Annotated in this window: 14 protein-coding genes; 6 read left to right on the forward strand and 8 right to left on the reverse strand. The window is 50.3% G+C overall.

All coding sequences use genetic code 11. From position 1 onward, the window contains the following. The first annotated feature begins 112 nt into the window (after positions 1 to 112). On the forward strand, positions 113 to 1,957 hold the full coding sequence (locus tag BZJ19_RS14255) for a ricin-type beta-trefoil lectin domain protein (RefSeq protein ID WP_077676126.1): 1,845 nt from the start codon (positions 113 to 115) through the stop codon (positions 1,955 to 1,957). 61 nt (positions 1,958 to 2,018) lie between these two features. On the opposite strand, the gene BZJ19_RS14260 is transcribed toward BZJ19_RS14255, so the two are convergent. Together BZJ19_RS14260 and BZJ19_RS14265 are read right to left on the reverse strand one after the other, a co-directional pair. Next, on the reverse strand, positions 2,019 to 2,645 hold the full coding sequence (locus tag BZJ19_RS14260; RefSeq protein WP_077676127.1) for a DsbA family protein: 627 nt from the start codon (positions 2,643 to 2,645) through the stop codon (positions 2,019 to 2,021). Then, positions 2,639 to 3,508: an MBL fold metallo-hydrolase gene (locus BZJ19_RS14265; protein ID WP_077676128.1), complete on the reverse strand. Its 870-nt coding sequence runs from the start codon at positions 3,506 to 3,508 to the stop codon at positions 2,639 to 2,641. Before BZJ19_RS14265 ends, BZJ19_RS14260 begins: the two co-directional genes overlap by 7 nt. A gap of 167 nt (positions 3,509 to 3,675) precedes the next feature. Between BZJ19_RS14265 and BZJ19_RS14270 the strand changes: the two genes are divergently transcribed. Then, the gene (locus tag BZJ19_RS14270; protein WP_077676129.1) at positions 3,676 to 4,578 is read left to right on the forward strand and encodes a LysR family transcriptional regulator; all 903 of its coding nucleotides are present in this window, start codon (positions 3,676 to 3,678) and stop codon (positions 4,576 to 4,578) included. Positions 4,579 to 4,620: 42 nt separating this feature from the next. Here BZJ19_RS14270 and BZJ19_RS14275 read toward each other — a convergent pair whose 3' ends face one another. From BZJ19_RS14275 to BZJ19_RS14300, 6 genes are all read right to left on the reverse strand, one after another. Then, positions 4,621 to 5,100, reverse strand: coding sequence for a YaiI/YqxD family protein (locus BZJ19_RS14275; protein WP_069587832.1), 480 nt, complete (start codon positions 5,098 to 5,100; stop codon positions 4,621 to 4,623). Between the two features lie 64 nt (positions 5,101 to 5,164). Then, positions 5,165 to 6,286 carry an alpha/beta hydrolase family protein gene (locus BZJ19_RS14280; protein WP_201249200.1) on the reverse strand — a complete coding sequence of 374 codons (1,122 nt, stop codon included), beginning with the start codon at positions 6,284 to 6,286 and terminating at the stop codon, positions 5,165 to 5,167. Positions 6,287 to 6,312: 26 nt separating this feature from the next. Beyond that, positions 6,313 to 7,071 (reverse strand): MipA/OmpV family protein, encoded by a 759-nt coding sequence (locus BZJ19_RS14285; protein WP_077676131.1) that lies wholly within the window; start codon positions 7,069 to 7,071, stop codon positions 6,313 to 6,315. A 75-nt stretch (positions 7,072 to 7,146) separates the two neighbouring features. After that, positions 7,147 to 8,436: a sensor histidine kinase gene (locus BZJ19_RS14290; protein WP_077676132.1), complete on the reverse strand. Its 1,290-nt coding sequence runs from the start codon at positions 8,434 to 8,436 to the stop codon at positions 7,147 to 7,149. Next, on the reverse strand, positions 8,433 to 9,107 hold the full coding sequence (locus BZJ19_RS14295) for a response regulator transcription factor (protein WP_077676133.1): 675 nt from the start codon (positions 9,105 to 9,107) through the stop codon (positions 8,433 to 8,435). The genes BZJ19_RS14290 and BZJ19_RS14295 overlap by 4 nt, the downstream gene beginning before the upstream one ends. A gap of 133 nt (positions 9,108 to 9,240) precedes the next feature. Continuing rightward, on the reverse strand, positions 9,241 to 9,927 hold the full coding sequence (locus BZJ19_RS14300; protein WP_077676134.1) for a type 1 glutamine amidotransferase domain-containing protein: 687 nt from the start codon (positions 9,925 to 9,927) through the stop codon (positions 9,241 to 9,243). A 246-nt stretch (positions 9,928 to 10,173) separates the two neighbouring features. Here BZJ19_RS14300 and BZJ19_RS14305 point away from each other — a divergent pair, with 246 nt between their 5' ends. From BZJ19_RS14305 to BZJ19_RS14320, 4 genes are all read left to right on the forward strand, one after another. Continuing rightward, on the forward strand, positions 10,174 to 10,704 hold the full coding sequence (locus BZJ19_RS14305) for a copper resistance protein NlpE (RefSeq protein WP_069587843.1): 531 nt from the start codon (positions 10,174 to 10,176) through the stop codon (positions 10,702 to 10,704). A 475-nt stretch (positions 10,705 to 11,179) separates the two neighbouring features. Then, positions 11,180 to 12,367 (forward strand): ectoine hydrolase DoeA, encoded by a 1,188-nt coding sequence (gene doeA, locus BZJ19_RS14310; protein ID WP_069587855.1) that lies wholly within the window; start codon positions 11,180 to 11,182, stop codon positions 12,365 to 12,367. Between the two features lie 158 nt (positions 12,368 to 12,525). Continuing rightward, complete coding sequence (doeB, locus tag BZJ19_RS14315; protein ID WP_077676135.1) at positions 12,526 to 13,521, forward strand: N(2)-acetyl-L-2,4-diaminobutanoate deacetylase DoeB; 996 nt, start codon at positions 12,526 to 12,528, stop codon at positions 13,519 to 13,521. Positions 13,522 to 13,531: 10 nt separating this feature from the next. Beyond that, positions 13,532 to 14,023: an Lrp/AsnC family transcriptional regulator gene (locus BZJ19_RS14320; RefSeq protein WP_069587859.1), complete on the forward strand. Its 492-nt coding sequence runs from the start codon at positions 13,532 to 13,534 to the stop codon at positions 14,021 to 14,023. Positions 14,024 to 14,096 lie beyond the last annotated feature (73 nt).

Raw genomic sequence — 14,096 nt, forward strand, 5'->3', positions numbered from 1 at the left:
AAATAATAATACATTGATTTCATTAATCACTAAAACTAGTGTCCGCTCGCCGTTAAAAAATTATTCCACTCGGCAAACAAAACATAAAAACAAACAACGTAGAGTAATTATAATGAAAAGAATGATCACATTGTTGGCTATCGCTATACCATTGTCCGCTTCCGCGGATGATACACAAATAAATACCTTTATGACGGAGTTCCATCAAGACCCCCAAAAGGTCATGAACGCACTTCCCCCGAAAGGTGGTGACGACTACCAAACCCCTGAAGCTAATGTTGTAGAGCGCTTTCGAGCAAGGATACGTGATGACATTATGGCGCGCGCAGCTGGCACACCGCCACCATTAGACCTTAATGATCGTATTGTCGAGCCCTTATCAAACATACGCTTGTATAATGATAACCCCGCTCGCTTAGTTGACGCAGGAAATAATTTAATCCGTAATTTATCAGTATTAAGCCAGCAAGCACCGATTAGCAAAAAACTGACAACACAGCCATGGTCAGATACCTATTGGCCATTATATTCAGGTGCCGCGGCATGGCGCTATGCAGACCGAGAGCTTTCCGCCTCTAATTGGCAAAGTTATTATGACTTCTCTCATACTATAAAGCCTGTTAATACTTATCCTGCTCACCAACGTGATTTGCTTTCCCCCGCAGAAAAGTATGATTTATTAGTGGGTGACTCGAACTACACATTAACCAAGAAGTCGTGGGATTCAGGAAAAGGTTACTTCGAGTCACAAGGCCATGTAGAAAAGTGGATGGGACTGTGTCATGGCTGGGCTGCAGCCGCGTACATGCTGCCTCGCCCCAAAAAATCTGTTTCTGTACCGGACGCGAATGGCGAGATGTTAAAGTTCTATCCCTCAGATATTAAGGCATTAGGAACCTTACTGTGGGCGGAAGCGCCTTTTGACACCAAATTTATCGGTGGTCGCTGTAATATCAAAAATCCACAAAAAGATGAAAATGGCCGAATTATTGAGCCCGATTGTGTCGACAACAACCCAGGCAGTTGGCACTTAGCGGTGTTAAATCAAATCGGCATCACAGGGCGCAGTATGATCATGGACGCGACCTATGACTATCAAGTTTGGAACCAGCCGATTCTCGGGTACAAACTTACCTACTTTAACCCACAAACTCACCGCTCTTCGGATGATCCCAACAAGGTCAAGATCCCACTGGCCCAATATAGTAAAGATAAGTTCGCGAAATACCGTTCGAGAAGTACGCAGTCGATCGTCGGTGTGCAAATGGTGGTCGACTATATGGTTGAAACCAACCCTACTCACCGTGACAAAGATATTCCAACATTCGATGGCGTCTCTCGAGTCACTTACTACTACGACTTAGAGTTGGATAAACAAGGCGATATCATTGGCGGCGAGTGGTACCAGAACCGTCATCCTGATTTCTTGTGGACACCGACTCCCAATGCCATTGCTAAATCTTACTATGATGGACAAGGTTCATGGCGTATTGATCAGCCCGTCCCCACGAGCTGGCAGCGTCAGGCACCTCACGCATCACGTTACTCACAGCCTATGACCGCTGTTGTTTCAACGCTCTTCGATGCATCGGCAGGCGCACAAACGCCCGCTATATCGTGGCAACAGCTGGTGACCCAAGACAACCATTGCCTCGACGTTGAGTCGAGCAGCAACCATCCCGGCGCAAACGTATTTGGCTGGCAATGTCATGGTGGTAGTAACCAGCAGTGGCAATTAACCCCTGAAGGAAAACTCATGAGTAAAGTGGCACCAGATTTATGCTTGGATCAGAAAGGTGTACAAATCAGCATGGAATCGTGCGCTGACACCCCGAGCCAAACATGGCGATTTGAGGGTGGGCAAATGAAAAATGCGTTAGATAATGCGTTGAAATGGAATGCAAATACATGGCGCGTTGAGGCTGACATCAAGGGCAGTCAGTGGGAATGGCGCTAACCTCTTACAATCTTCGTTAAATCACAAACGGCGAGCTTCATGCTCGCCGTTTTTGTTTGCTTTATGCCTGAGTCAGTGTTTGCCAGAGCGCCTGCCATGCATCTGGGCGGCGATAGTATTGGCTCACTGTGATGGCTTGCCATTGACCGTTTTGCTCCACCAGCATGGATGGAAAACCGCGTAAGCCATGCGCTGCCATCAATTGACGGGTTTGATTCACCGCAGGCATCACATCATTTTCGGCGCGATTCATCGCCTGTTGCCAAGCCCCTGCCTCTATCCCCATCTCACTGGCAAGCTCTGCGAGCGTGTCAGCGTCATAGACGGAGCGACCTTGCTGATAATGGCCACGCTGGATGCGTTTCAGCATCTCTGCCCCCTGACCATCAAGCTGCTGGGCAGCGAGGATGGCTTGCGCGGTCATAAAGGAGTCCAAAATTACCGGCTGGTCGCTTGCCACGCGGTCTAGATAGGCTTGACCAAATGTCTGTCCGGTTTGATCGGCAATGGTCTGATCTGCCGCCAAGATGTGTTGACGAAAGCTGTCTTCAATCGGCGCACGCTCTCGCATACCACCTGGATGAAGCTGCAAGTTAATCTCAGGGGTGTTGCTCAAGCTTTCAATCAAGGTGGCGGCGCCAAAGCACCAGCCACACATTGGGTCAAAAATATAGTGGACGTTTACCATTCCATCTCTCCCATATGTACTTTGGCACCAATTTCCAAAGCCATCGGCAAACCCGCTTTCGGATATTTCGCTTGCATGGTTTTAATCAGCTCAGCACTGTCTTTGCTGTTTGCTTTCGCCTCGGCAAAGTCTTGCAAATACTGCTGGGCAAAAGTAATGGTGTCAGCGTTCAGTGCCGTGCCCGCGGTCATGTGTCCTGGGATCACGACTTTAGGCTTCAGTGCTGCCATTTCTTCTAGTTGTGCGGCCCAACCTTCACGCGCTTGGTCAGATTGTGCGTCTGCCATCCAAAGGTGAACATTGCCATACACAGCGACGTTACCTAGGATCGCCTTGTTGGCTGGGATCCAAAGATACGGACGATGTGCCAACTCGCCTTTCGCGCCGCGAATTTCAATTTTACGACCGTCCAGTGTCAATGATGAACGGGTATAAGCAGCAGGCACTACAGGGTTTTGCGGTGCATTATCACCCATTTTTGGAGCCCAAAATGCCATTTTTCCATCCAGTTTTTCTGCAATGGTGGCGCGCACTGCCGGTGTGGTGATCACTTTTGCGTCAGGGAACATGCCGTGCAGCACTTCCGCGCCAAAATAATAATCTGGGTCTGCTTGGCTAATAAAGATAGTGGTCAGCTCTTTCCCAGAGTCCAGCACTTTAGCGGCAATACGCAGCGCGTCTGCTTTAGTAAAGCCCGTGTCAACCACCATGGCTTCGGTTTCGCCATACACCAAGGTTGAGTTTACGTGGAAGCTATTACCATCCGCGTTATATACGTCCAAGTTCAAGGGTTCAGCATTATTTGCTGCCATTGCGCTGCCAGTCAGTAATAAAGAGGCGGCTAGGGTTTTTATCAATTTCATCGTCGTGCTCCGTTGTTTGCATTCGGTGTTGAGATGCTGTGCAGTTTACGGGCTCGACTTGTTCGAATATATAGCTAATAATTTACATCATTATTTCACAATTCGAGCATGTAAACGGGTCGTACCGCCTTACGAACGGCTGGCTCTTAAGCATAGATGAGATTGACATGGACACACTGACTGCAGCCCGCGTATTGATTGATGTCGCCCTTACGCAAAGTTTTACCGCCACTGCCGAGCGTCTCGAGATGTCGCGCCCCATGGTGACTCGTCATGTCGAAGCGCTGGAAGACTGGTTAGGCGTGCGCTTATTGCAGCGCACCACGCGCAAAGTATCGTTAACCTCCGCTGGCGAGCAAAGCTTGCCACAACTGGAACAATGGGTTGAACAAGCCAATGCCCTGACACAGCAATGGCAACAAGACGCGGGCTTGACCGGAAAAGTGCGGGTGGCCACCAGTATGTCGTTTGGTTTTGCGCAACTGATCCCCGCGGTAAAGCCCTTTATGGCCGCTCACCCCGGGGTCGATGTAGATATTGAAGTGCAAGACAAGGCCGTCGATTTGATTGCGGAACGGATTGATATAGCCATCCGCATTGCATCCAACCCGGATCCTTCCCTAATTGGTCGTCCGATCGCCGCGTGTGATTCCGTTTTGGTAGCGGCACCGGATTATTTGGCGGCCCATGCACCGATCCGCTCACCGGAAGATCTCACCGCGCATAGCTGTCTCAGTTACAAGCAGTTTGATCGACCGATTTGGCATTTAGACAAAGGCGAGGAACACGCCGCGGTTGAAGTGCAAGGTAAGCTCTCAGCTAACGAGGCGACCACCTTACTCAGTGCTGCCATTCAGGGCATGGGCATAAGCATGCAGCCGGTGTACCYGGCTCATAGTGCCATTGCGCGAGGTCAGTTGGAGGTCGTGCTCCCCGATTGGCAACCCAAGGCAATGGATATCTACGCCTTGTATCCGTCGCGTCGCAACCAGCCACCGGCGGTGCGTGCGCTGCTGGATGCGCTGATTGCCCACTTCGCCAATCGCGAGTGGGCACCGGTTGCTATTTAGTCAGCAGAAAAAATTGAGTGATGAGAGGATAAGCTCGCAGGCTTAATCAGACGATTTTGCTCGCGCAGCATGATAACGCTGGGCTTTAACCAGCCATTTATCAAGCTGATTGGCAAAGGCTTGTTTTTGCTGCGGACCAAGCGGAGCAGGCCCACCTGTGTGCACACCGCTACTGCGCATGGTTTCCATAAAATCACGGATATTAAGCCGGGCGCGGATGTTTTCTTTGGTCAGCAATTCGCCGCGGGTGTTAATCACCGTCACGCCCTTTTCAATCACTTCATCCGCGAGCGGAATGTCTTGGGTGATCACCAAATCACCCGCCTCTGCTTCGGCAACAATTTGGTTGTCCGCCACATCAAAGCCCTTTTCTACCTGACGTGAACTGGCGTAAGGCGACGGCGGTAAACGGATAAACTGGTTGGCAATAAAGGTGGCTTGAATGTGCGTTCGGTGTGCCGCGCGTACTATCATCTCGCGCATCGCGACCGGACAAGCGTCCGCATCTACCCATATTTGCATGCTGGTTCTCTTAGCGTTAGCGTCAATGCCTGCATTAAACCCCAATTCACCGCAAATTGAAACGTTACCCCTGCGTCGTATCCGCGTTTAGTAATGGCTTTACATCGCTTAGCTGCTCAGACGCGCAGATAATAGGCTGTGTTGGCCGCCCGCTCTCAAACTGCGCTAACCAAGACGTTAAGCATGGCATCACATCATCCGCGAACGCCGCCTCTCCCTGCCACCAAATCCGTGCCAGCGTTAACCAACGGTGACGCTCACTGTGCGCGTTGGCGATGTTGTCGGTGCGCAGTAGACTGTGATCGGCATTTTCAAACACACGCACGTGATAAAAAGACAGCGGTGCATTAGCGAGCAGTTGGTGATACGTAGAAGCGGTTTTATCTGAGTCGACATAAGCATCCCGCGCACCAAACAACGCTAACGTGGGCACGTCGAGATCGATTAAATCAGCAGTCACATCCGAGGCCCAATTACGTTGTACAAATTGCCAAAAGGCCTCACTCATGGGCGCTTTCTCATCCTGTTTTACGTGGTTGAGGTACTGTTGATACGACGCGCCGGACTGGATCAAGGCATCCACTGTCGCCTCGGCAGCTTGCTCTTCCGCAATAGCTGATTCACTGTATCCGGCGGCTAATCGCCGTTGATGTCCAGAATACTCGGATTGCGCCATCCAGTTGACTGCCCCACCGACACTGATCAAAAAGTCGATGTTTTCGACTTGGTGCGCCACCTTCGGGATCACCCAACCGGCTTGGCTAAAGCCCATCAACCCCAGTTTGCCATTCTTTAGCCCCAAGGTTTGGCGCAAATAGCGAATCGCCGCCGCGACTTCATCGGCCCGATCTTGCATCGATTGCGACCGCCAATCCCCGCTCGACTCTCCCACTCCCGGCTTATCCCAAGACAACGCACACCACCCATTCGCCGCTAACACTCGCCAAAGTGGGAGGTAATAACCAAACGCATCGGTCGGCACGTCACCAGAGCCATGCACAAACACCACACACTGATTCGGCGTCTCAGTACCTAAAGGTAAAATTAACTCACCCGTGAGCTGATTATCGCCGGCGTTAAAGTGAATGGCTTGAAGCGTCAGCCCCGCGTTTGGGTCATCCATGACTATGACCACAAACGTGCCTATCAGCACCAGCGCTATCAAACCTCGCTTTAGCCACTTCATCCCCTTTCTCCTTCCACCCATTACCGCTAAAAGGTATATAAATAGCCGGTATTGAACGACCACAAATCGTCTCTATCAACAATAGGGCTGTCTGATACTTCATCGCCATAGTGGCGATAGCTCACCCCCAACAAAAGATGATGCGCGCGGCCAAACCTGTAATAGAGATTGAGGTCGGATTGAAGCATGCAGGTTTGATCAGGTTGATAAGTGGGTCGGCCAGCTTTGGCGTCTTGGGCTGACACACCGACATAATAACGACTCACCGCGCGACCCACACAAGTCAGTGACACTTGAGGGTCAAGCACCCACGGGCCTTGTTCCATCGGCGCGCCATAGCGGCCCACCACCGCGCCACTGTTATGATTATCCGAGATATCATGATGGTAGCCGAGCTCAAAATAGCCCACCGACGTTATCCAGCCAGTGGTTAGATTAGCGGTATACACCTTATCGAGACTTTTCATATCTTTGAGGGTTTTGCTGTCACCGCGGGCGTGATCGCCAAACACATCGTCGCCCACGCCCGCCGACACATACCAGCTGTCGCTCTCGGCGAGATACACACCTAGGGTATCGTTGCGATAAAAAATCCCCTCCCATTGCGCCTCAACCACCAGCTCAATGTCTTGGTCATTTTCACCACCGAGATATATCGACGGCTCCGTATAGCCGACCAGACCAACGGTCAGATAATTATCCGCGGACATACTGTCGGTTTGCGCATGCCCGGCCAAGGGCACCAAGGTCAAAACGAAACAGATAAGTGTGACAAATGGATTCACTGGCGATTCTCCATAATGGCGAAATAGTAACTGAGAGTTCGCCCTTATCTTGAAACAACCGGTATTAAGAAAACCTTAAGACTCYCCCGTCATTTTGTGCGCGGCTTCCCAATTGATAACCGCCTTCGCCATCTGAACGTCACATTGAAATTCAAAATGCCAGTTGAGCTGTCCGGCAATGCGCTCAACAAGCTGTAGGCCTAGACCAAATCCGATCTGATTCTCATCCACGTCTGAATCAATAGGGTTGGCAATCGAAAACTGCCCGTTGGTGATCTTAATCTCAATCGCGCCGGGCGCACTGTAGGTGAGCGCATTGCGAATCAGGTTGGTACCCGCAATACGAAACAATTCCCTCTCAATAGAAATAGGATCACTGTGATTATCGATATGGACAGTCACTGGCTTATGCGCTGCAAGATACGCCAGCTCATCCATGAGGGTTGCGCAGAGCGATCCTAGGTCGACCTTTGATTGGCGAATCTTATCTGGATGTTGCCGTGCCAACCAAAGCAGTGATTCAGACAGTGCCATCATATTGGCGTTGGCACGCGAGGCGCGCTGCAAGGCCGGATAACTGGCATCCTTGTCATCGATACGCAGTGACAAAGTATCCAAGGATGCTTGTATAATCGCCAACGGCGTACGCAGTTCATGGCTGGCATGCTTTAAGAACTGCTGCTCCCGTTGATTATGCTCACGCACCTGTTGCAGCGAGGCCATCAAGTGGTCGGCGATTTGGTTAACTTCACGTACCGAAAAGCGCACATCGATGGCTTGATCAGGGTGTGTTTTTACCCGCGCCGACCATGCCACCAACTCTTTGAGTGGCTTCAATGCATTGTTAAACAACAGCCCAATCACGGTGACAAGCACCAGCATAAAAGCGGTAATTAACACGCTGGCATCGGCCAACGAGCGCTCGACAATCATGGCGGCTAATGCCTCGATTTTTTCTGCCGCTTCAAACTCGATCAAGTACAGGCCTTGGGATAGGTGCTGATCGGAGTACAACAAATAACCATACTCTCGCGCGCCACTGTCATTGATGCGCTGAATTTCAATTGGATCATCGGGCTGTATCGGCTCTGAGGAAAACAAATCACGCACCGATGTCGGGATAGCCTGCCAATCTCGATACGCACTGACAGTGTCACTTTGGGGTAATGGGTAGTTAGGATCGGCGGCCAGCTTCTGCTCTAGCTTGATAGCATCGAGCCGCATGTAGTTTTTGCCTGCCTGACTGATTTGATAAAAGCTAAACACGGTGACAAGTGCCAACAACCCGATAAAGATCGCCACCGCCATGAACACAAGCTGGCGACGCGATTGTGCCGCGAGGCTTCGAACAGGGCTTTGGCTCATACCGGCGCGGCCTCAGAAAGGGACAAACCAATACCGACATGGGTGTGGATCAGCGTTTTAGCAAAGGGTTTATCAACCACTTTACGCAAATGGTGAAGGTGCACGTTAATGGTTCCTTGGCTCACATCATCGCTGGCCCAAATCGCCTCCTCAATATCGCTTTTGGACACCACAGTGGGTGAGCGGCGAGCGAGTAGCAACAGAATGTTCCAACCGATAGGGGTCAGCTTAAGCGGCGTATCACCGCGCGACGCGATATGCTCTTTGGGGTAAATCGTCAGATCAGCAATGGTGATACACTCTCGTACCGGTTGATGACGTCGATGCAAGGCCTGTAAACGTGCGAGCAACAACGGCATGGTGCAAGGTTTGACCACATAATCATCTACACCGGCGCGAAAGCCCTCAAGCTGGTCGGTGTCCGCACCGCACGCGGTCAGCATTAACACCGGAGTATCAATCCCCTGCTCACGCAACTCACGACAAACCGCCATACCCTGAACGTTGGGCAGCATATTGTCGAGTATCACACAATCAAACGTCTGCTGGCTGGCAAGCTGGATCCCCGTTTCGCCGTTATAGGCAAAATCACAGTCGATATTATGCAGCTCTAAATATTCTGACATCGCTAAGCTGAGATCGTGGTCATCTTCAATGATGAGTATTTTCATGCGGCGTGCTCTTCTATCCGTGTCGTTTTTAATCTACACGAATCCATTGGATAAAATACACCCCACTCTATTGATCTCGTCCGATACAAAAAAAGCGCCCGCAGGCGCTTTCATCGAGAGACTATCATATGACTTACTTTAGCAATGCCAACACCGCATTGACGCAGGCTTCAGATGACACTGGATTTTGCCCTGTCACTAAGTTGCCATCAGTAACCACATACGAGGTAAAGTCATCCGCTTTCTCATAAAGACCGCCGTTTTCTTTGAGCATGTCTTCGACTAAAAATGGTACTACCTCGGTTAAGCCAACGGCAGCTTCTTCGCTATTGGTGAAACCAGTAACCCGTTTGCCTTTCACCAGTGGCTCGTCACGATCTGAACGCGTATGACGGAACACAGCAGGGCCGTGGCATACCGCACCAACGGGTTTGCCCTGATAGTAGAAGGTCTCAATCAACTGACGAGATGTCGGGTCTTCCGCCAAGTCCCACAATGGACCGTGTCCACCGGGATAGAAAATCGCATCATACTCATACGCATTCACATCGCTCAGCGTGACGGTGTTATTAACCATATCTTGCAACTCCGCATCGCCATCAAACCGGCGTGTGGATTCCGATTGCGCATCTTCCGCCTCGCTGTTTGGGTCAATCGGCGCCGTTCCGCCTTTAGGGCTCGCGACCACAACGGTTGCCCCTGCATCTTTAAACGCGTAGTAAGGGGTGGTGAACTCTTCAAGCCAAAAGCCTGTCTTGTGCCCCGTCTCGCCCATGGCATCGTGAGATGTCAGCACCATCAAAATTTTGTGTTGTTGCATCATCGCTCCTTGTTGTTTGACGCGTTCATTGACCGCTTTGCTATTCGGCAACCTTGTTACTAACGAAGTAAATCCCAGTTTTGATCAGTTGACGGTTTCTTTACTTTCATCGAATAACATTGACTTAAGCCTAGCTTAACAATGACACCACCCTCCTGTCTGCCGCTACAATGAGTACATCCATTGAGGGCAACGCCCTCATCACGTTTAAAGTAATCATGTATCGAACATGCAAAAGAGGTCATCATGAAAAAGGCATTTGTACTAGCACCACTCGCTCTTGTCGCTGTTTTAGTGGGCTGTGAGCAACAGGCCAATGACAAACCTGCAACCGAGACGCAAGTTGAAAACGCAGTAGAAAATGTTCAAGCTGGCGCAGAACAAGCAATGGATAGCGCCGAGAATGCGGTTGATGCAGCAGGCGATGCTGTCAACGAAATGGTTGATCACCACAATGCAAAACTATCACTAGATTGGAATGGTACGTATCAAGGTGTCGTCCCTTGTGCTGACTGCGAAGGTATCGAAACCAGCCTGACACTAAACGAAGATAACACCTATGTATTAACCAAAACTTATCTTGGTAAAGAAGGTGAGGCATTAAAAGAGGAAGGGACCTTTACTTGGGGCGACATGGGTACCATCGTCACCCTCCAAGGCCTAACCGACACGCCTAATCAGTTCTTTGTTGCAGAGAACCAAATCATCATGCTCGATATGAACGGTGAGCGTATCGACGGTGATTTAGCCGACATGTATGTGCTGAAAAAACAATAAGCACCGTTTTAAGCACCCAATCAGCAGGTTGGGTGCTATTAGTGCAATCTGCTGCCTAAGACTGGTTCAGTGCTTTGTAAGAGCGCTGTGCCAGCTTTCACCCTATGACCATATCCGCCTTTCGTTATTTTCTCCTCGCCCGGTTTTGTGCTGTTAATAACAGTTGTCACATTAGTGACAAAATTGTTTCTAACAAAACTTGACGATATTTCACTCTATGGTGTAACCCTTAACTAGAGGCGAAACAAAACCTTATCCTGTTGTGGAAAGCAGTGCGCCATTGTCGACAAATTAGACAATGAAAATCAGAGATGTACAGCTGTTCACACAAGCGAGCCTCCTCCGTTTGTTCGATAACAAGACCGAAAAACGGCACCTTTCTGTACCGGTAATCGCCTTTGATCCAAGTTCGATTACCGGTCAGTAGTACGTTTTAGTAGCGCCACAGTCGTGGTATTGGACAGGAGTCATGCGTATGAGCGACGTTGTATTGAAGTTTTCATACGAAGAATACAGCGCCCGTTTAGCGAAGGTTCGCTATGCGATGGAAGAGCATGAGATTGATACCTTGTTGGTCCATGATCCTTCAAACATGGCATGGTTAACAGGCTATGACGGTTGGTCGTTTTATGTGCCCCAATGTGTCGTGATCGGCGCGACAGGCGACCCTCTTTGGTTTGGTCGCATTCAAGACGCCAATGGTGCATTACGCACTGTCTACATGAGTGCAGAATGCATCACCTATTACCCTGACCACTACGTAATGAATCCCCCGCTCCACCCCATGGAGTACTTGTCTAACTATGTACTCGCTGAGCGTTACTGGGATCGGGGGCGGATCGGTGTTGAGAAAGACAACTATTATTTCAGTGCCACCGCGTTTGAATCATTAAAAGAAAATCTCCCGATGGCAACCTTGGTCGATGCGACTGGGTTGGTCAACTGGTGTCGTGCGGTGAAATCCGATCAAGAACTGACCTATATGCACACCGCCGCCCGCATTGTAGAAAACATGCATCGTGTGGCCTTTGAAATGATTGAACCCGGTTTACCCAAACACCTACTGGTGGCCGAGATTAATAAGCATGCGGTAGTCGGTCATGACGGTCACTTCGGTGACTACTCAGCCATCGTCCCCATGCTACCCTCTGGCGGTGATGCCGCCGCCCCTCATCTCACGTGGGATGATCGTCCGTTTAAACGGGGAGAAGGCACCTTTTTTGAAATTGCCGGGGTGCATCGGCGTTATCATTGTCCGCTCTCTCGCACCATTTTCTTGGGCGAACCTGGCTATGAGTTCCTACGTGCAGATGAAGCCTTGCAAGCCGGTATTGAAGCTGGACTCGCCGTCGCCAAGCCCGGTAACACCTGTGGCGACATTGCCAACGCGCTCAATGATGCGTTGTTGCGCTATGGGTTTGACCGAGAAGGCGCACGGTGTGGATACCCGATTGGGCTGAGCTACCCACCCGACTGGGGAGAGCGCACCATGAGCTTACGCCCCAGCGATCAAACCATTTTGCGTGAGGGAATGACGTTCCACTTCATGCCGGGACTGTGGATGAAAGATTGGGGGATGGAAACCACAGAAAGCATTGTGATCACCCGAGATGGTGCGCAAACACTATGTGATTTGCCCCGTCAGCTTTTTATCAAGCACTAGCGGCACCTCTCAATCAATTCAGTATGGGCACAGCCATTGTGTCCTTTTCTATTCAGCCAAGTGGGTATTTTTGGCTACACTGATAACGTAATGATTTAACATCAAACTTTACCGTGATCAGCCGTATAACATGCCAAGACACATCACAAGGAGAGGTTATGGAGCCTACCGCGATTGAAGCCACCGTCGATTTCCATGCCGATGGCGTGCAACACGGCTTTCTTAAACTGCCTCACTCGCACGACCAATCTGCTTGGGGCTGTGTCACCATCCCCATTACCGTGATCAAAAACGGCGAGGGAAAAACAGTACTGCTGACTGGCGGTAATCATGGGGATGAATATGAAGGGATCACCGCGCTGCTCAATACCTGCCATCAACTGATGCCAAGTGATATTAAAGGGAGGGTGATTATCTTACCCATGATGAACGCGCCGGCCGTGATGGCAGGCACACGCACGTCACCTTGGGATCAAGGCAATATGAATCGCGCGTTTCCCGGCTCCCCCACTGGCAGCGTCACCGAGCAGATCGCGGATTACTTCACTCGCTATTTGATCCCACAGTGTGATACAGCACTTGATATTCATTCGGGTGGAAAAACCTTAGATCTTATTCCCTATGCCGCGTCTCACCGTTTAGAAAATCTGCAACAAGCGGAAGCCTGTGCAGAGGGCGCGCGCTTGTTCGGTGCACCTTATCAAGTACAGACCACCGAAATGGATGCCACTAGCATGTACGACACCGCAGTAGAGCAACAAGGCAAGATTTTCGTCACCACCGAGTTAGGCGGCGGTGGCACCAGTACACCGGAATCAATCGCAATCACCCAGCGTGGTATTCATAATTTCTTGGTCTTTTCTGGCGTGTTGCAAGACGACTATCGCCATCCCCCTGTGCCTCCCATCGCACTGGAGTTGCCTGACAAGCATTGTTACGTCCAAAGTGAACATGCCGGCATCATTGAATTCTGTGTACACCTCGGCGATCCCATCAAACGTGGCGATTTGATCGGTAAAGTACATAACATCGAACGGACAGGAACAGAGCCCGTTCCTTACTATGCCGAGCGTGATGGCATTTTGCTGGCCAAGCGCCACCTCGGTCGTATTTACATGGGCGATACCTTTGCCGTTATTGCTGAGCCTGTTTAGCGGAGGCGCCATGAAGTTGGACAAATTTGATATAAAAATCCTTCAAATCCTCCAGCAAGATGGAAGGATCACCAAGTCTAACCTTGCCCAAGCGATTAATTTATCGGTCAGCCCTTGTTGGGAACGCGTCAAACGCCTCGAGCAAGCAGGGATCATTGAAGGTTATGGCGCACGAATTAACCCTGATGCGGTGGTTAAGTTAAATACCGTGTTAGTCGAAATCACGCTTGGTCAGCACGATGTCGACAGCTTTCAACGCTTTGAGCGCGCCATGCAAGCCTGTGAAGATGTGAAAGAGTGCTGGGCCACAGGCGGGGGGATAGACTACATCGTTCGGCTTGGCGTGACCGATATTGACTACTACCAACGGCTTATCGACAACTGGTTGACTGACAACTTAGGCATAAAACAGTACTACACCTATATCGTCACCAAGCAAGTCAAACGCCCTGCATTGACATTACCACTCGAAACACCCGATATCGCCGCCAACAACTATTGATAAATGTATAATTTATTGGGATTTTTCCGGACTAACATTTAACTTTTCAGCAACATAAAAGCAACTGTTTCAT

Origin of the sequence: Salinivibrio proteolyticus (assembly GCF_001996165.1) — a bacterium.
GTDB lineage: Bacteria > Pseudomonadota > Gammaproteobacteria > Enterobacterales > Vibrionaceae > Salinivibrio > Salinivibrio proteolyticus.